Genomic DNA, 17,209 nt, shown 5'->3' with positions numbered 1-17,209 from the left:
AGCGGTTCAAACCAGCATTGCAAGGCAGCGCTTTTTCAGATCAGCCAATATGGACGCGCTGCGGTCGCGCGGACGCGGTAGTCCGACATCGAACACATCACGCACCCGACCGGGATTAGGCTCCATGATCAAAACCCGGTCAGCGAGATAAAGTGCTTCTTCCACATCATGCGTGACGATAATGATGGAGACCTTGTTCTTCTCCCAGATAGACAAAAGTTCATCTTGAAGACGCATCCGCAGGATGGAATCCAAGGCACCGAAAGGTTCATCCATAAGCAGAATATCGGGTTCTTGCGCCAGCGCTCTGGCTATCGCCGCGCGCTGCGCCATCCCGCCTGAAAGCTGCTTCGGATAGGCCTTCGCATAGTCACTGAGACCAACGAGCGCGAGGTAATGCTGTACTCTTTCGCGCTTGGATGCGGGCGGAAGATCAGACTTGTCGAAAGCCAACTCGACATTGCCCTCGATAGTTAGCCACGGGTACAAGCGATGATCCTGAAAGACCATACCTGTTTTCGCCGGAACCGTTGTGGTTGAAACGCCACGTGTAATTGACCCACGATAGTCGCCATCCAGTCCGATAATCAGCCGCAGCAACGTGGACTTTCCGCAGCCAGACGCACCGACAATGGATATGATCTCGTTGTGCCCGACCTGAAAATTGATATCCCTCAACACCGGGCGAGGTGCGCCATCCAGAACAAAGGACTTGCTGACATGTTCGATTGAAAGGGCGTTCGTCAATTCTCTGAGCTCCAGGGCGATATAATCGATGTGACATGGCGAATGATGGACGCGAGCAAGACGCCGCCCGTTGCCAGGGTGAAGACGCCGACAATCACAATGTCCATGCGAAACTGGTCGCGCGCGCTGGCAATGTAGCTGCCCAATCCACGACCATTTCCAATGGCGTATTCCGCACCGACAGTTCCGATCCAGGCCGATAGAGCGGCAATCTGCAAACCAACATAGATATTCGGAAGCGCCGACGGCAGGCAAAGCCGGCGAATGCGGGTCCAGCGCCGCAAATTCAATGTATCAGCGACTTCAATCAACGAGGACGGCACCTGCCGCACACCCTGCTCTGTTGCAAGAAAGAGCGGGAAAAATGTCGAGAGAGCGGTAAACACAAGTTTGGTGCCCTCACCATTTCCAAACCATGCCGTCAGCAGTGGTATCCAGGCAAAGAGCGCAACCTGACGCACGGCATGAATAGACGGTGCAAGCGCCAAACCGGCCCAGCGGTAGCTGCCAACAACATAGCCGAGTGCAAGCCCAGCAATGCACCCGATAGTGCCACCGATCATCACGCGAACAATGCTTGCCAAAAGCCCCGCCCACAATTCGCGCCCCGAAGGGTCAAAGAACGGCGCCTCCAGCACCTGCAAGGGATGAATGGCCATGGGGCCAGTGATCAGCCCTGCGGATACACCACCCCACCAAACGGCGACCGCCACAAGCGGCACCACTGTGCCACGAGGAATCCGCAAAGCGGAACGTTCAGCCTTAGACATGACTACCCTTCCGCATCAGCGCTTCCGCCCGCTTCAGGAGAAGGTCGAGGGCAAAGCCGACAACGCCCACAACGATCATGCCAACAATAACGATATCGAGCTGGAAAAGCGTGCGGCCCCAAACCATCATGTAACCAAGCCCGTCAGTGCCCGCGAGCATTTCCACAACGATCAGGGAAAAAAATGCCTGACTGAGCGAAAGCCGGACGCCGCTCGCGATATAGGGCGCCATGGCCGGGATTGTCAGCTTGAAAAACCGGGTACGCGCACGGAGGCCGAGAATGTCGGCAACCTCGTTGAACCCTTTAGGAATGTTCCTTGCTCCTTCGGCAGTACTGATAGCCATGGGCACGAAACAGGCTTTGGAAAGGATGATGATCTTCACGCTTTCTTCGATGCCGAATAGTAGGATCAGTATTGGCAGCCACCCAAGTGAGGGTACTGCGGCAAGCGCTCTGAAGCTTGGTCCCAGATAGGCCTCTACGATTTTAGATTTCCCAATCAGGAAACCGAACGCCAAGCCGAGAGATGCTCCAATCAGAAAACCCTCGGCAATGCGTTGGAAGCTGACGATGGCGGCAGAGAATATGTCGCCATCCGCCAGAAGATCCAGAAAGGTGTTAAAGACCCAATCCGGACGTGGAAGTACCTGCGGCGAAACCCAGCTGTTGGCCGACGCGGCCCACCAGAGAACTAGCAAGCAGACCGGCCCGGTCAAGACCAGAACTGAGCTTTTGATGAGAAACTGCAGTTTCGCCAGTCGCTCGTCTTTCATTCTCCGGGAGACGCTAAAGTCGGCTCCAGCTTCCAACGTCGCCATCAGCTTTCTCCGATCAGTTCAGAAGTTCACCCGTTGCGGAACGATCAGGCCACAACGACTGAAGGTTCAATGTCTTGACAGCATTGTCCACGTAGCTTCTATCGACCCATGTATCGAGATCGATATCATGCCTAATGAGCTTCTGCTGCTTGTCGAAGTCGATGCCGCTGCGATAACGCGCCGCAAAGAACCCATCGAGACGCGGATTGTATTTCTTACCAAGCTCGCCGCCTTCATTGGACTTGCGAATGACCTCTATTGGCGACCCTGCCCGCGACCAGATACTGAATGCCTCTTCCCGGTTTTTGTCATCCGACAGCCATTGCGCGGCTTTGACAAAGCCCGTCACGACTTTCTGCGTTGCTTCCGGATAGGCTTTACGGAACTTATCGGTGACGAGGAATGCGCCGAAACCGTCACCGGTCGCGCCAACCGCAGAGGATTTGTAGAAGATCTTGGCCAGACCTTTATCCTCAAGTGGAAGCAGGAAGTCTGCACCGAATACGGCATCGACGCTCTTTGCTGCAATAGCCGCAAGCTGGTCCGCATTTTTCAGATCGACGATGGTGATATCTTTTTCAGATAAGCCAGCATTCTTCAAAGCGGTAATCAACGCCCAGTGAATGATGGTTGCCTTCTGGATGGCGACTTTTTTGCCCTTCAAGTCGGCAATCGTTTTGATGTCGAGGTCCGGCCTGGACGCACCAAAGATCGTGGTGCCGCCATAGGACGCCAGAATGACGGTATCGAGACCATTGGCCTTCCCAATAATATTGGGAACCGCACCATAGGACGCAAAGTCCAGTTGACCGTTAGACAGCGCTTCGTTGATCGCTGGACCCGTTCCCGTGAAATAGGTAAACTCGATCTTGGTGGGAGTTCCCTTGAATTCATCCGCGATGAAGCCTTTGGCGTCCGCTATCGCCTGAAGGCCGACGCCGAACGGCGTACCAAAGCCGAAGCCCACATCACCGAAACGAATAGTTGCTGGTGCATCCTCGGCCAGCGTAGGAGCAGCCGCGGCGGTTATAACGCCGACCGCCAGCAGGAAGGTCGATAAAAATCGTCTCATAAATTTCTCCAGTCAGGGTATGATTTTTCCGGTCTCGAATATCCGGTAACTCCAGTCGCCAGCCGTTCCGCGCGGCTTGGCATTTTTCCATCCCATCTCTCGACGGAAACTGCCCATCACGCCACGCGCAATCAGCTCGCTCTCGGTCGCGCCTTCAATCGCCTCGGAAAGCGGTGATACGTAGAGCGCGTCGGTTGGGCAGAAAAGCTCGCACAGGAAGCAGGTCTGGCAGTCCGACTGGCGCACGATGATGGGCGCGCTGTCGGGAACCGCATCGAACACATTGTCCGGGCAGGCGTCGACACACAGGTCGCATTTGATGCAGCGATCTTCACTGACGATCTCTATCATGACGCTGCCCTCACTCGATTATCCGTCTCAAACGAAGCCCAGATGTTTTCAATGCCCCCGGAGTCAATTGGCTTTGCCATATTCGGGTTCGTCTCCGGAAAATCTGTGCGGCGCTGCAAGCCACGGCTTTCCTTGCGTAACAGCGCACTTTGGGTCGCCCATCGGGCAGTCGCAATAAGCGCTTCGACCTCTCGCACCTTTGTCGTGCGGTGCAATCGCCAACTTTCGTCACGCCAAAGCGAGGCCAGTTTTTCGGACACTACCGACAACCGATCATGGTTTCGGAAGAACCCACCATCCAGCGGAAGAACCTGCTGCTTAACGTCGTTCAAAACTGCATCGACATCGCGGGTCGCATGATCTGCCCGTTCTCTCAATTGACCACTGGCGGAACGCACTTCCCTGTCGCGCCAGTTCGCGCCCAGCGATTGAACGAACTTCGTGGCATCCTCGCCAGCCCAGGAACCTGTCGCCATCGCCCAGCTGGAGTTTGGGCCGCCGCCACCGCTGGACGCGCCCGACATTCCCTGCCGGGTTGCCGCGTCTCCGGCAGCAAACAAGCCGGGGATCGTTGTCGTTGCGCGACCGTCGATCTTGAGACCACCGGTGCCGCGAACCGTCCCTTCGTGGCGAAGGGTAATTGGAAAGCGCTCAGTGAAGGGATTGATCCCCATGCGATCAAACGGCACAAAGATATTCGGCTGGCCGCGACGAAATCCTTCTTGCAAACGCGGTGGCGCTTTATCCAGAACGGCGTAGACCGGTCCCTTGATCAACTCGCGCGCGACAACGCTCTGGCGGTCACCTAACGAGGAAAGTTCATTGCCCTGCTCGTCGCTGAAAGTGCCCCAGAAATACACCACGCCTTTCGTAACGCTTGAATAGGCTGGCGAAATACCGAATTGGGCGGAAAACTCCATGCCTGAAAGAACAGCACCAGCTTCCGCGGCCATGAGATAACCATCGCCGGTGAGGTTGTTCGTGCCAAGCGCGCCGCTGCGAAACGCGCAGCCGCCTGTCGCAATGACCACCGCGCCAGCGCGGATGTGCAGCAACTCACCCGACCGCCGATATCGCGCTATTGCACCTGCAACCGCACCGTCGGACACAAGCAATTCTTCTATCGGGCAATGATCGATAACCCGCACGTGCACCTTGATCAGCTTCTGTCGCATGAACCGCAAATAGTCCGGACCGCGCAGCATTCCGCGATAGGGCCTGCCATCCTCGTAAGTTGGAAAATTGTAGCCCCATTGGGCGAGCAGATCGAGGTTCTCGACAGTCCGGTCAAGCACGCGCTCAATACGTTCGTGTTCCGCGAGGCCCTGCCCGAGCCGCACCCTTTGGGCAACGGTCGCGCTCCGTTCGGCGGTGCCGCGATGGGTGTATATCGTGGTGGTATTGCCTGCCGCCGTGGCGCCGCTGGTGCCGACATAACCCTTTTCGACAAGGACGACGCTCGCGCCCCTGGCCGCTGCATTCCATGCGGCCCAGCACCCGGCTGGTCCCCCTCCGATCACAAGCACGTCCGCTGATATTTCTACTGTATCTATATTCATGGTCTCTCACATTCGCGAAAAACCTATACTTTATATAGAATTTATCAAGGAAGGTCTGATTGGCGTCAGGGAGGTGGGTTAAAATAGTTTTCCATAATGATAAAACGCGCCGCAAAGACTTAAAGGTCTGCGGCGCGAAACTGAAATATTAGGCAGCGGATCGTGGTCGTGTCGGGATTTGCCTTAAAGCACCATTTTTGGCATGCCCTCGGGCCTGAGATAGCGCCTCAGAGCCGCGATACGGAAGATGGCGTTCACGGCCCCATAACCCTTGTAGCCACGCCGTTGCACGACTTCGAAGAAGAAGCCCTGATCGTCTGTCGGACTGTACAATTGAAAATATTCGCCGGTTTCATCGCGATCATAAAGAACATTGGCTGCTTTCAACTGGTCCGTAAAATCCGGATCAAGCCCAAGTCGCGCTTCAAGATCGTCATAGTAGTTGGGCGAAATCTCCAGCGTGTGGAAACCGTTGGCTTTTAGCGCGGCAGCGGTTGCAAAGATATCGTCGGTCGCGAAGGCCAGATGCTGAATGCCGGAACCAAAGGTTTCGGCAATGAAGCGGCCAGCCAGTGTGCGCCGGTTTTCAGCGCCATTGAGCGTGATGCGCAGCGATCCGCTGTCATTTTCAACGACCTGACTGCGCACGACACCAGCCGGATCGACAATGTCGACCATAGGCGATTTTCGCGATTCCGTGAGGGATGTATAGAACAAAAGCCAGGTCAGAAGTTCGTCGAACTTCATCGTCTGCGCCACATGGTCGATATGGGTGAGGCCCACGCCCTGGAAGTTGCTGGTCTCCGCGACAGGTTCGAACTCAATGTCGAAGATACGGGCAAGATCGGTCTTTTCATCAAGGAAATAAATAAGACCGCCCCCAACACCGCGTATTGCTGGCATGCCAATTTCGCCCGGATCGAGCGGCTGTTCGAATGGCTCTGCGCCCAAGGCAATCGCGCGTGCTTGCGCCGCCGCAGCATCATCGACAACGAGGCCCATGGCATAGGCTGTTGTCCCGTGCACCGCATAAGCGGAGCTTGCGAAGCCGCGTATATCAGTGTTGACGACCAGATTGATGTCGCCTTGACGATAGAGCACGACGTCCTTGCTACGATGCTTGCCCGCGAGCTGAAAACCCAAAGCGCCGAGCACCGATGCTAGTTTATCGGCACTTTCGGCATGCGCGGTAAATTCGATGAACCCAACCCGATCCACTTTGGCTCTCGCGGGCATTTCGGTCACCGTCAGCCGGTTTTCCGGCTCCACACGACGGACCTGATCGCCGAGATAGATTAGCGAGCGACGGCCATCGGCGGCGATAGACGCGGGCAATCCGCCTCGGAACTGATCATTGAAAATCTCCAGCGAGAAATAGCCGTCATAACCGGTGGCGGCCACGGCGCGCATGAAATCCAGAACCGGCAAATCGCCCTCGCCCGGCATGTTGCGATAATGACGGCTCCAGTAGAGCAGATCCATATCGATCAGCGGCGCGTCGGCCATCTGAACGATGAAGAGTTTTTCCTTTGGAATGGAGCGTATCGAATTCACGTCGATCTTGCGCGCCAGCGTGTGGAAACTATCAAGGATCAGGCCAACATTGGGATGATCAGCGCGACGCACAATCTCCCAGGCATCGCGATGATCATTAATGTGGCGACCCCAGGCAAGCGCCTCGTAACCCACGCGCAAATCGCGGCGGGCGGCACGTTCGCCAAGCTCGCGGAAATCATCGGCTGCCCGATCAATCCCACCCATAGCAACCGGCGATATATTCGAGCACACCAGTACGAGGTCTGTACCAAGTTCCTGCATCAGATCGAACTTGCGCTCGGCCCGGTCGAACGTACGGCTGCGCAATGCTTCAGGCATGCCTTCAAAATCGCGGAACGGCTGGAACAGAGTGATTTCCAGTCCCAGATCGCGTGCCATACGTCCCACCTGACGCGGACTTTCGTCAAAGGTGAGAAAGTCGTTCTCGAAAATCTCGACACCGTCGAAGCCAGCTTTGGCAATGGCTTCGAGTTTCTGTGGCAGATCACCACTGATCGAAACCGTTGCTATCGAAGTTTTCATGAGAGACTCTCCTGGTCCGGTTTACCGTATATCCGCGTTTAAAGGGTTGGTGCTACTATCGGCGCTTTTGGATTATCAAGCTCGACATGTCCGCCAAGGAACAGCTGCCCCACGCGCGGGTCTGCTAGAAGCTTTGCGGCTTCGTCGTGCATCCGCGTTTGCCCGAGCTCGAGAACCAGACCGTAATCCGACATGGCAAGTGCTGCCTTGGCGTTCTGCTCGACCATCAGGATGGTGACGCCCTGATCACGCAGGCGAATGAGTGTTTGAAACACCTCTTGAACGAGATTGGGTGACAGACCGATGGACGGCTCATCGATCAAAATGAGTTTGGGATCAAGCAAAAGAGCACGGGCGACCTCCAACTGCTTCTGTTGGCCGCCGGACAGCTCGACTGCCTTGCGATCACGGAACTGTCGCAGCATAGGAAACTGGTCCATGACCTGTTCGATACGGGCGCGGACCTTGGCAGGATCGGGCGATGTGATGCCCCCAAGTTCAAGATTGTGGTAGACGGAAAGCTGCGGCACGACATTGCGCCCTTGCGGCACATAGGTCACGCCGTTGGCGATCATCTGGCGCGGCGTATTGCGGGTGACGTCTTTTCCGTCCAGCAGGATTTGCCCCGAATGGATGTTCAGGAGGCCAAAGATCGCCTTGAATACGGTCGATTTACCGGCTCCATTAGGCCCAATCACGGTCGTGATGGTGCCCTTTGGAATGGAGAAAGACACGCCGTTCAAAATGGTGATCTTGCCATAGCCGCCGTGAAGGTCTTTGAGTTCAAGCATATGTCATCCTCCCAGATAAGCGTCGATAACCATCTGGTTTGCCCGGATTTCTTCGGGTTTGCCTTCAGCAATGATACGGCCTTCCGCCAGCACAATAATGCGCGTGCAAAGGCTCATGACGAACTCCATATTGTGTTCGATGACCACGAAAGTCGTTCCATGTTCGGCATTATAGGCGACCAAACGATCTTTGAGATTGGCAAGCATCGTCAGATTGACGCCGCCAGCCGGTTCATCGAGCAGAACAAGACTAGGGCCTGCCATGAAAGCCATCGCCGCATCGACCAGCTTTTGCTGGCCATAAGAAAGCGACCCCGCCAATTCATCACGCAGATGGTTGAGACGGAAGAACGAAATCATCTGTTCCGCTTCTTCGGTCAGTCCGGCATCGCCCGGTCCAAACAGCCGGGAAACCATGGTTCCCTTGTGTTCCTGACCTGCCAGAATGATGTTCTCAAGCACGGACATCTTCGGGAAGACGGAAAGCTGCTGGAAAGTGCGTCCGACGCCAAGCTTGCTGAGGTCGGATGCCCGCATGCCGGAAACGTTCTTGCCATTGACCTGCACTTCACCGCCATTGGGCTGAAGCTGGCCAAGAATGCAATTGAACAGCGTCGACTTGCCGGAGCCGTTCGGTCCGATCAGTCCGAGTATCTCGCCCTGATTGACGTCGAAGGACACATCGCGAACGGCGTGAATGCCGCCGAAACGCTTCTCGATATTGCGTATGGAAAGTACAGGACTGCTCATTTCAGCCGCGCTCCTTCGCTCATGTCACCGCGCACCTGACGCTTCGGCCAGAATTTTTCGCGGAACTTGCCCCACACTCCGATCAAACCCGAAGGCACGAAGACCAGCATGACAATCACAAGTACCGAGTAAATGATCAGATAGTAGCCTTCGGTGAAGCGAAGTACTTCCGGCAGCAGAATAACGACTGCGGCTCCGATGAAGGGGCCGAAGAAGAAGCCTGCGCCACCCACAACGACCATCAGCAAAATGCGCAGTGAATGGACGAGACCAAAGGAACCCGGCTCGATAAACTGAACCAGCGGTGTGATCAGTGATCCGGCAAGCCCGCCATAGACCGAGCCGATGGCAAACGCCAGAAGCGTGATGCGACGTGTATCAACGCCAAGGCTTTCAGCGCGGATCGGGTTCTCGCGCAGAGCTTTAAAGGCGCGTCCCCAAGGGGAACGCACAATACCCCACATGATCAACGCGGCTATGATCGTCACGCCAAGCGTAAAATAGTAGAATGGCATCTGCTTGGTCGTTGCGAAAAGACCAAGATCAGGACGCGGCATGCCGACAAGACCGTAATTCCCGCCGGTCAACCATTCTTCGTTGCGCAACACCAGAAAGACCAGAGTGTTGAAGGCAAGCGTCACAAAGGCCAGAAAGTGTCCTTTGACGCGCAAGGCTGGATATCCCAGCACAAGGCCGACAATGAAACACAGGACGAGGCCGAGCGGCATTGCCAGAAACCAGTGCCATCCGGCCAGTGTCAGAAGCGCCGTCGTATAGGCGCCAATCGCCATGAAGGAAGCCTGCGCCAGTGAGATCTGACCTGCATAACCAAGCGTCAGGTTAAGCCCCATCGCGGCAATCGAGAAGATCAGCCAGGATGTCAGCACGTAGATGATATAGTTGCCCTGCCCAATCGGTGCGAGCATTGATAAGAGCAACAATATGGCAATAGAAATAATGCGTTTATGTGCGGTCATCACACGGTCCTCCCCTCGGAAGTGCCCATGATGCCCTGTGGCCGCACGAGGATGATCACGATCAACAGTACCAGCGGCAGCGCCGCGCGATATTGCGCAGTAACATAAGCCGCCGTGAGATTATCGAGAACGCCGATCAGCAATCCGCCAACGAGTGCACCACGGATCTGGTTGAAACCGCCGACGATGGCCGCGATGAAGGCGATAAGGCCAAGCGTTTCGCCATTGGAGAATTTCGCAAGATAGACGGGGCTGATCAGATAGGACGCAAGCGCCGCCAGAGCCGCATTGATCAGAAACGTATAGAGGATCATGCGCTTGACATTGACGCCGAGGATTTCAGCCACCGCCGGATTTTGCGCTGTTGCCTGCATGCAGCGCCCCGTACGTGTCCGGTTGAGGAACAATGTCAGCAAAACGACAATACCCAGCGACAATCCCAGATTGAGCATGTCTCGCAGCGAAAGGACCGCGCCGAAAACATCAATGGGATCGTTCGGGAACATTGACGGGAACGGTTGCGCTTCTGCCGAATAGAACTCTTTCACGCTCTCTTTCAGCAAGATGCCCAAAACCATCGTTGCGATGATCAGCGTGATACCCCCATGGGGCAGAATGGGTTCAACGATCAGCTTCTTGAACAGAAGCCCAAGCACGATCAAGGCGACCACAAGCCCGATGAGCAAAGCAGGCCAGAACGGCACGCCGAAAATGGTCATTGCCGCCAGAACGAAGAAGGCCGGCAGCATCACGAATTCACCCTGAGCGAAGTTCACGGTCTGGGCTGCTTGCCAAACCAGCGTGAAACCAATCGCAACAAGTGCGTAAATGGAGCCGGTCGCAAGACCGGATAACAAAACCTGTAGAAACTGGGACATGACTTTACCCGTCTGAGGCGGCAGCCAGGCCGCCGCCTCTGCTGAAAGGATTGATCAGTTTGCCGGAACAGTACCAATGACCGTCGGCACACCGTCCTTCACCTGAACCATGAAGCTTGGGCGGGACATTTCTCCGCGGTCATCCCAGCAGGTGTCGAGAAGCACTTTCGGATAATCAGCCGCCTTCAGGCAAAGACCATGCATCTTTTCAGCAAATGCTTCCCCGTCGAGCTTGCCCACCATGTCGGTGACATATTTGGTGGTCCAGACGCCGACATAGCCCTTGAGCGCGTCATGCGTTGGCTTGCGCTTGTAGGCTTCTTCGAACTTCTTGGAGAATTCGCCGATACCCGGCACCTCGGTTGCGGCAGCGGTGATGCCGACATGCGCGATAGCACCGTCAGCCGCACCACCGGCAAGCTCAACCACCTTGGCTTCCGTCAGCGTCACTTCGCCAACCAGAGGCATTTTCAGGCCCTGCTTCTTGGCTTCGATCAGAAACCGCGCAGACTCTTCTTGGTTCATGTAGACGAAGATCGCCTCGGGATTGGCCTGCTTCAGTTTGGCAACGTCGGCGGCGTAATCGGTTTGCGCCTGCTCGGAGGCAACGTCGGCAATGATTTCGATCCCCGCCTTCTTCATTTCCTCAACGAAAACGTCATGGCCACCCTTGCCGAATTCGTTGTTGAGCCACGCGACACCGACCTTCTTCGCCTTCAGCGTGTCGGTGAAGTAGGACGTCAGTGCTGGAACGCCCTTCTGAGCGCCGGTCGAGGTGCGGAACACGAACGGGTTGCCCTTTTCGACAATGCTCGGCGATTCAGAACCGACGAATTGCGGAATGCTGTTCTGCTGGGCAACCAGCATATTGACCATGGTTGAGCCGGAATAGATCGTGCCGAGAATGGCATAAGCGCCGTCGTCGATGGCCTTCTGCACCAATGCGCGCGAGACCTGCGGATCGGTCTGGGTATCATATTCACCCAGTTCGACCTTCTTGCCGAGAATGCCTTCGTCAGCATTGACTTCGTCGATTGCGATCTTGATGCCATCGCGCCAGTTCGTGCCTGCCGGAGCACCCGGACCGGACAGTTCGACCACCATGCCGAGCTTGACCACGTCTTCCGCCTGTGCAGCTCCAACAGTCGCGAATATCGCCGTCGACAGCGCCAGAAGTTTCTTACGATAATGCATTTTAGTTCCTCCCCTTAAGTTCATAGAGATCAAGATATAGGGATAAGCCTACCCTTTCGTGGACGTCGGCAACGGAGCGCGACCGCTATGGTGCAGATGCCCGTATTGACCAGTCAGAAAATCCGCCAGGACCTCCGCCTGCGCATCGAACATTCCAGCACCAATCATCGTCTGGCAGCCCCGTTTTCTAGCTTCCTCAATAAATGGCGATACGTGCGGTTTGGTAATCACGCAAGCAGCAAACTGCTCTGAACGCAACTTTGTTACGTTTACCGGTAAGGGATCGTTCGATTTCAAGCCCATCGGTGTCGCATTTGCAATCAAATCGAACCCGGATGGGTCGTCGCTCCCCATAGCGACCTTACCCGTATAACGAGCATCAAGCTTGCGGATCACAGAATCACGTTTCTCTCCGTCAACATCGTGAATAGCGAGGCGGGCGGCACCCCGCCTCAGCATTTCCAGCCCAATGGCCGTTCCCGCACCGCCGCACCCGACGAGAAGCACAGTTTTCCCCTGGACATCGAACCCTTCCCGCTCAATCCCGTTGAGAAAGCCGACCCCATCCGTATTGTCGCCATACCAACCATTTTCGACCCGTCGAACGACATTGACCGCCTCAATGCAAACCGCATTGTCCGTTAGCCCTGTGCAGAGCTGAAAGGCCTGCTGCTTATGCGGTATCGTCACCAGCAAGCCGCCGACGTTATCGACCTCTGTTAATGTGCTGAAAACGGCAGACAGACCGGATGATGAGACATGGAATGGAACAACAACCGCATTTTCACCGCGCGCCCGAAACAGTTCCGTCATGATTTCTGGCGAACGCACCTGTTCAATGGGGTCGCCCACCACAGGGAAAAGACGAGTTGCTCCATTAGGAAACGGCTTCAAGTCTTTCAAATGTCGGGCATTATCGTCATGCGTCATTTCTGTACTGATCCCGGTCTGCGCGCTCGTTCTTGCGTCCTTCCATGATCAGCTTAGCGAATGGTAGAGATAATATCGCCTACCAAATCAATAGCAATCCATAACATCATGTTAATTCACACGCTTCAGTCTTTACGACTGGATGAACTCACAGCATTCATCTCCTGACGCAACACATCAATGAAATGTTCGGCGTAGACGGAAAGCGGCAGATCGTTGCGGTAGGCGATGTAAGTATGAAAGGCGCTCTCGGCGTCAATTGGAATGCTCTTCAGCCCCCGTACCACGCCATGCGCGACGGTAAACTCGTCGATGATTGCAATGCCGAGCCCTGCCGCCACCAGACTGCACACGGTCGTTCCAAAACGGGCTTTGATATTCATGCGATAATCGAGGCCTGCATTGGTGAACATTGCCGCCATGATTGCTCCATATGGATCTTTCGGATTAATGCCGATCAGCGGAAATTCCGACATTTCCTCCGGCGTTATCTTTTCCCTCGAAGCCAGCGGATTTGCTTCCGGCACAATGCAAAGCAATCGGCCCTTCGCAAGCGGCTCGAACTTGATCAGCGGATGCTCGAAGCGCGATGATATTGCAACGATCTCACCGCGCCCTAACAGAAGATAATCAACGGCTTCTTCGATTTTGAGAATGTTCAGGTCGAGGATGAGGTCGCTGTAACGCTCCCGTACCTTTGCCACAGCACGCGGCACCATGACATTGGCGATGCTCGGCACGGAAGCCACGCAAAGCTCCTGCGCTTTGCCTTTGCTTAAATCTGCAACAGCCGATTGCAGGTCGTCGATTTTCCGATGCACCGTATCCAACAAATCGAAGATGTTGCGGGCCTGCGACGTTGGAACATAGCGCCCGCCACGACGATCAAAAAGCCGGATGCCAAGCGAATCTTCCGAATATTTCATCAGCCTGCTGATGCCCGGAGCGGAGACATTCAAGAGCTTGGCCGCGCCGGCAATCGTCCCGGTCACCATGATGGCCCGGATCACTTCGATTTGTCGCAATGTCAGCATTTGTTTCCCGCCTGTTTATTCGTTACGCAGGCATATTCAACAAATGTAGCCGGAATTGCCACAGCTTCCTACAAAACCCATAGAATCCTTAAGTCACCGACGGGATCATGACATTCGAACGAAGCAGCTAAGGCATATTCTTCATCATTTCCGGGCTCATCGGCATCATGTTCTCATTGAGGTGATGCATAACCCAAAGTGATCCAGCCAGTGCGATGCCGACAATGATGAGTGTAAAGATCAGCGCCATCAGCGTCCACCCGCCTTCGGAGCGGGGGCTCATGTGCAAGAAATAGACCATGTGAACAACAATCTGGACAGCGCCAATGCCCATGACCAGCATGGCAGTCAACTGCCTGCTGGCGAAGACATCGCCCATGACGAGCCAGAATGGGATGGCGGTGAGAATAACCGACAGGACAAAACCCGTCATGTATCCGCCAAAGGTCGCATGGACTTCATCCGCGCCCGACCCATGATTGTCGTGATGGCCCGATTGGGCTCCATGGTGCTCGCCTTGTACGCTCATCCCAGAACTCCCAACAAATATACAAAGGAGAATACGCCAATCCATATAACGTCGAGAAAATGCCAGAACATCGAAAGGCACATCAATCGTCTGCGGTTCTCGACAATCAGGCCATCACGTACGACCTGCAACATCAGCGTGACCAACCAGATGATGCCGAAGGTGACGTGCAGTCCGTGGGTGCCAACGAGCGTGAAAAATGAGGATAGGAATGCCGAACGGCCCGGCCCGGCGCCTTCGCGAATAAGATGGCTGAATTCATAAATTTCGATTGCAAGAAACAATGCGCCGAAAATACCGGTAATGCCCAACCAGAACAGCGTTGCCGTCTTGTCATCGCGCTGCATCTGCAACATGGCGAAACCATATGTGATGGATGACAGGAGCAGCATTGCAGTGTTGATAGCCACCAGATTAAGGTCAAACAGGTCTGCCGGCGACGGTCCGGCAGCGTAGTTGCGACCAAGCACGCCATAGGTAGCAAAGAGAACAGCAAAGATCAGGCAGTCGCTCATCAGATAGAGCCAGAAGCCCAGCATGGTGCTGTTTTCCGGATGATGCTCTTCCGTCAGATAAAACTGCGGCTTCTCGGTTTGGTCCAGATGTGTTTCTGTCATGGTGCGACCTGTTCAGCGAGAAGTTTTGAACGTGCATCTTCTGTCGCCGTCACCGCTTCAGCGGGGATATAGAAGTCACGCTTATAATTGAATGTGTGCCCGATCGCGGCGAACAGCAAAGCAACGAAAGACACAATCGCCAGCCACCAGATGTACCAGATCAAGGCAACCGCAAGAACGACGCTCAACCCGGCAAGAACTACGCCAGCACCCGTATTGAGCGGCATATGGATGGGGCGATAGCCAGTAAGCGGGCGCTCGTAGCCGCGATTTTTCATGTCATACCAGCTGTCGTGATCATGCACGACAGGGGTGAAAGCAAAGTTATAGTCCGGCGGCGGTGATGATGTTGACCACTCAAGCGTCCGTCCGCCCCATGGATCGCCAGTCAGATCGCGCAGTTGTTCCCGCTTCAAATAGCTGACCACCAGCTGAATGAGAAAGGATGCAATGCCGAGCGCAATCAGAAACGCTCCAAAGGCAGCCAGAACAAACCATATCTGCAACGATGGATCTTCAAACTGGCTGACGCGGCGCGTAACGCCTTTAAGGCCCAGAACGTAGAGCGGCATGAAGGCAAAGAGAAAGCCGATCTGCCAGAACCAGAAGCTCATGGTACCCCAGAATGGATCGAGCTTGTATCCGAAGGCCTTAGGCCACCAGTAGACCAGTCCCGCCATCAGCCCGAAGACAACGCCACCAATAATCACATTATGAAAATGCGCAATGAGAAAGAGCGAATTATGCAACACGAAATCCGCAGGTGGAATGGCGAGCATCACGCCAGTCATGCCGCCGATCACGAATGTCACCATGAATCCCAACGTCCATAGCATTGGCACTTCATAGCGTATGCGTCCACGATACATCGTGAAGAGCCAGTTGAACATCTTCGCGCCCGTGGGGATGGAGATGATCATCGTCGTTATGCCGAAGAACGCATTGACAGACGCGCCCGACCCCATGGTGAAGAAGTGATGCAGCCACACGAGATAGGAGAGGATCATGATAACGCAGGTCGCATAGACCATTGAAGCGTAACCGAACAGGCGCTTGCCGCAGAATGTCGCCACCACCTCGGAGAAAATGCCGAATGCAGGCAGAACGAGAATGTAGACTTCCGGGTGCCCCCATATCCAGATGAGGTTGATATACATCATCGGATTGCCACCAAGATCGTTGGTGAAGAAGTTTGTCCCTACATAACGGTCCAGGGATAGCAGTGCGAGCGTTGCAGTGAGAATGGGGAACGTTGCCACAATGAGAATGTTGGTGCACAAAGACGTCCAGGTGAATATCGGCATCTTCATGAACGACATGCCCGGCGCGCGCATCTTGACGATTGTGGCTATCAAATTGATGCCCGACAGGGTAGTGCCGACCCCCGCAACCTGCAAGCCCCATATATAATAATCGACCCCGACATCGGGACTGTAATCAATACCGGACAAGGGTGGATAAGCCAGCCAGCCCGTGCGGGCAAACTCTCCAACAAAAAGCGACATCATGATAATGATTGCGCCGCCGGTCGTCATCCAGAATGAGAAATTATTGAGAAACGGAAAAGACACGTCCCGCGCGCCGATCTGAAGCGGCACCACATAGTTCATCAGGCCCGTCACAAATGGCATGGCCATGAAGAAGATCATGATCACGCCATGGGCGGTAAATATCTGATCGTAGTGATGGGGCGGCAGATAGCCCTCATAACCATTAAAGGCAATAGCCTGCTGGATACGCATCATGATCGCATCCGCAAAGCCACGCAAAAGCATGACCAAGGCCAGAACGACATACATGATGCCGATCTTCTTGTGGTCCACGCTGGTGAACCACTCGTGCCAGAGATAACCCCACAGCTTGAAATAGGTAATCAAACCCACAATGGCGATCCCGCCAATTGCTACCACGATGAAGGTCAGCAGAAGGATGGGTTCGTGATAGGGTATCGCCTCAACAGAGAGACGCCCGAAAATCATACTCGTAGGACTGTTTCCGCCAATCATGATAGAACATTCCCGAAGTTATATTCACGCGATCATCGCGTTTTCAATGTTTGGACCTGAGTACTCGTCTAATCTCTACCGTAGTTTCACACCCAACTTTTTCAC

17 protein-coding genes are annotated in these 17,209 nt (G+C 54.8%); all 17 read right to left on the bottom strand.

Annotation, left to right across the window (positions count from 1 at the left end; translation table 11 throughout):
* Positions 1 to 6: 6 nt before the first annotated feature.
* The 17 genes from D8666_RS11175 to cyoB all read right to left on the bottom strand — a co-directional run bounded on the left by D8666_RS11175 (position 7) and on the right by cyoB (position 17,104).
* Entirely contained in the window at positions 7 to 747 is a 741-nt protein-coding gene (locus D8666_RS11175; protein WP_109365986.1) for an ABC transporter ATP-binding protein, read from the bottom strand.
* The gene (locus D8666_RS11170; protein ID WP_235858935.1) at positions 744 to 1,517 is read right to left on the bottom strand and encodes an ABC transporter permease; all 774 of its coding nucleotides are present in this window, start codon (positions 1,515 to 1,517) and stop codon (positions 744 to 746) included. The genes D8666_RS11175 and D8666_RS11170 overlap by 4 nt, the downstream gene beginning before the upstream one ends.
* Entirely contained in the window at positions 1,510 to 2,337 is an 828-nt protein-coding gene (locus tag D8666_RS11165; RefSeq protein ID WP_121537877.1) for an ABC transporter permease, read from the bottom strand. Before D8666_RS11165 ends, D8666_RS11170 begins: the two co-directional genes overlap by 8 nt.
* Positions 2,338 to 2,350: 13 nt before the next feature.
* On the bottom strand, positions 2,351 to 3,409 hold the full coding sequence (locus D8666_RS11160; RefSeq protein ID WP_109365988.1) for an ABC transporter substrate-binding protein: 1,059 nt from the start codon (positions 3,407 to 3,409) through the stop codon (positions 2,351 to 2,353).
* Positions 3,410 to 3,421: 12 nt separating this feature from the next.
* A complete protein-coding gene (locus D8666_RS11155) occupies positions 3,422 to 3,760 on the bottom strand; it encodes a 4Fe-4S dicluster domain-containing protein (protein WP_109365989.1) in 339 nt (112 codons plus the stop codon).
* The gene (locus D8666_RS11150) at positions 3,757 to 5,319 is read right to left on the bottom strand and encodes an FAD-dependent oxidoreductase (protein ID WP_121537875.1); all 1,563 of its coding nucleotides are present in this window, start codon (positions 5,317 to 5,319) and stop codon (positions 3,757 to 3,759) included. The genes D8666_RS11155 and D8666_RS11150 overlap by 4 nt, the downstream gene beginning before the upstream one ends.
* A gap of 183 nt (positions 5,320 to 5,502) precedes the next feature.
* Positions 5,503 to 7,398: a bifunctional sugar phosphate isomerase/epimerase/4-hydroxyphenylpyruvate dioxygenase family protein gene (locus D8666_RS11145; protein WP_121537873.1), complete on the bottom strand. Its 1,896-nt coding sequence runs from the start codon at positions 7,396 to 7,398 to the stop codon at positions 5,503 to 5,505.
* Between the two features lie 38 nt (positions 7,399 to 7,436).
* Positions 7,437 to 8,189: an ABC transporter ATP-binding protein gene (locus D8666_RS11140; protein ID WP_109365992.1), complete on the bottom strand. Its 753-nt coding sequence runs from the start codon at positions 8,187 to 8,189 to the stop codon at positions 7,437 to 7,439.
* Positions 8,190 to 8,192: 3 nt separating this feature from the next.
* Complete coding sequence (locus tag D8666_RS11135; protein WP_109365993.1) at positions 8,193 to 8,939, bottom strand: ABC transporter ATP-binding protein; 747 nt, start codon at positions 8,937 to 8,939, stop codon at positions 8,193 to 8,195.
* Entirely contained in the window at positions 8,936 to 9,916 is a 981-nt protein-coding gene (locus D8666_RS11130) for a branched-chain amino acid ABC transporter permease (RefSeq protein ID WP_109365994.1), read from the bottom strand. The genes D8666_RS11135 and D8666_RS11130 overlap by 4 nt, the downstream gene beginning before the upstream one ends.
* Positions 9,916 to 10,794, bottom strand: coding sequence for a branched-chain amino acid ABC transporter permease (locus tag D8666_RS11125; protein WP_109365995.1), 879 nt, complete (start codon positions 10,792 to 10,794; stop codon positions 9,916 to 9,918). The genes D8666_RS11130 and D8666_RS11125 overlap by 1 nt, the downstream gene beginning before the upstream one ends.
* A 54-nt stretch (positions 10,795 to 10,848) precedes the next feature.
* Positions 10,849 to 11,988, bottom strand: a complete 1,140-nt coding sequence (locus D8666_RS11120; RefSeq protein WP_121537871.1) for an ABC transporter substrate-binding protein — start codon at positions 11,986 to 11,988, stop codon at positions 10,849 to 10,851.
* 48 nt (positions 11,989 to 12,036) lie between these two features.
* Entirely contained in the window at positions 12,037 to 12,918 is an 882-nt protein-coding gene (locus tag D8666_RS11115) for a shikimate dehydrogenase family protein (protein WP_121537869.1), read from the bottom strand.
* Between the two features lie 125 nt (positions 12,919 to 13,043).
* Entirely contained in the window at positions 13,044 to 13,952 is a 909-nt protein-coding gene (locus D8666_RS11110; protein WP_121537867.1) for a LysR family transcriptional regulator, read from the bottom strand.
* 127 nt (positions 13,953 to 14,079) lie between these two features.
* On the bottom strand, positions 14,080 to 14,481 hold the full coding sequence (gene cyoD, locus D8666_RS11105) for a cytochrome o ubiquinol oxidase subunit IV (protein ID WP_109365999.1): 402 nt from the start codon (positions 14,479 to 14,481) through the stop codon (positions 14,080 to 14,082).
* Positions 14,478 to 15,098: a cytochrome o ubiquinol oxidase subunit III gene (gene cyoC / locus D8666_RS11100; RefSeq protein WP_121537865.1), complete on the bottom strand. Its 621-nt coding sequence runs from the start codon at positions 15,096 to 15,098 to the stop codon at positions 14,478 to 14,480. Before cyoC ends, cyoD begins: the two co-directional genes overlap by 4 nt.
* The gene (gene cyoB, locus D8666_RS11095; RefSeq protein WP_109366001.1) at positions 15,095 to 17,104 is read right to left on the bottom strand and encodes a cytochrome o ubiquinol oxidase subunit I; all 2,010 of its coding nucleotides are present in this window, start codon (positions 17,102 to 17,104) and stop codon (positions 15,095 to 15,097) included. The genes cyoC and cyoB overlap by 4 nt, the downstream gene beginning before the upstream one ends.
* Between the last annotated feature and the right edge of the window lie 105 nt (positions 17,105 to 17,209).

The sequence above is a fragment of the Ochrobactrum soli genome, from assembly GCF_003664555.1.
GTDB classification, from domain to species: Bacteria; Pseudomonadota; Alphaproteobacteria; order Rhizobiales; family Rhizobiaceae; genus Brucella; species Brucella teleogrylli.
The sequence above is the reverse complement of the archived record's forward strand: the minus strand, read 5'-3'. Positions and strand labels throughout refer to the sequence as shown.

Bases quoted from the DNA above. Each gene is read 5' to 3' on its own strand.
- D8666_RS11170 (WP_235858935.1), bottom strand. From the start codon at position 1,517: ATGTCTAAGGCTGAACGTTCCGCTTTGCGGATTCCTCGTGGCACAGTG.
- D8666_RS11165 (WP_121537877.1), bottom strand. From the start codon at position 2,337: ATGGCGACGTTGGAAGCTGGAGCCGACTTTAGCGTCTCCCGGAGAATG.
- D8666_RS11160 (WP_109365988.1), bottom strand. From the start codon at position 3,409: ATGAGACGATTTTTATCGACCTTCCTGCTGGCGGTCGGCGTTATAACC.
- D8666_RS11155 (WP_109365989.1), bottom strand. From the start codon at position 3,760: ATGATAGAGATCGTCAGTGAAGATCGCTGCATCAAATGCGACCTGTGT.
- D8666_RS11150 (WP_121537875.1), bottom strand. From the start codon at position 5,319: ATGAATATAGATACAGTAGAAATATCAGCGGACGTGCTTGTGATCGGA.
- D8666_RS11145 (WP_121537873.1), bottom strand. From the start codon at position 7,398: ATGAAAACTTCGATAGCAACGGTTTCGATCAGTGGTGATCTGCCACAG.
- D8666_RS11140 (WP_109365992.1), bottom strand. From the start codon at position 8,189: ATGCTTGAACTCAAAGACCTTCACGGCGGCTATGGCAAGATCACCATT.
- D8666_RS11135 (WP_109365993.1), bottom strand. From the start codon at position 8,939: ATGAGCAGTCCTGTACTTTCCATACGCAATATCGAGAAGCGTTTCGGC.
- D8666_RS11130 (WP_109365994.1), bottom strand. From the start codon at position 9,916: ATGACCGCACATAAACGCATTATTTCTATTGCCATATTGTTGCTCTTA.
- D8666_RS11125 (WP_109365995.1), bottom strand. From the start codon at position 10,794: ATGTCCCAGTTTCTACAGGTTTTGTTATCCGGTCTTGCGACCGGCTCC.
- D8666_RS11120 (WP_121537871.1), bottom strand. From the start codon at position 11,988: ATGCATTATCGTAAGAAACTTCTGGCGCTGTCGACGGCGATATTCGCG.
- D8666_RS11115 (WP_121537869.1), bottom strand. From the start codon at position 12,918: ATGACGCATGACGATAATGCCCGACATTTGAAAGACTTGAAGCCGTTT.
- D8666_RS11110 (WP_121537867.1), bottom strand. From the start codon at position 13,952: ATGCTGACATTGCGACAAATCGAAGTGATCCGGGCCATCATGGTGACC.
- cyoD (WP_109365999.1), bottom strand. From the start codon at position 14,481: ATGAGCGTACAAGGCGAGCACCATGGAGCCCAATCGGGCCATCACGAC.
- cyoC (WP_121537865.1), bottom strand. From the start codon at position 15,098: ATGACAGAAACACATCTGGACCAAACCGAGAAGCCGCAGTTTTATCTG.
- cyoB (WP_109366001.1), bottom strand. From the start codon at position 17,104: ATGATTGGCGGAAACAGTCCTACGAGTATGATTTTCGGGCGTCTCTCT.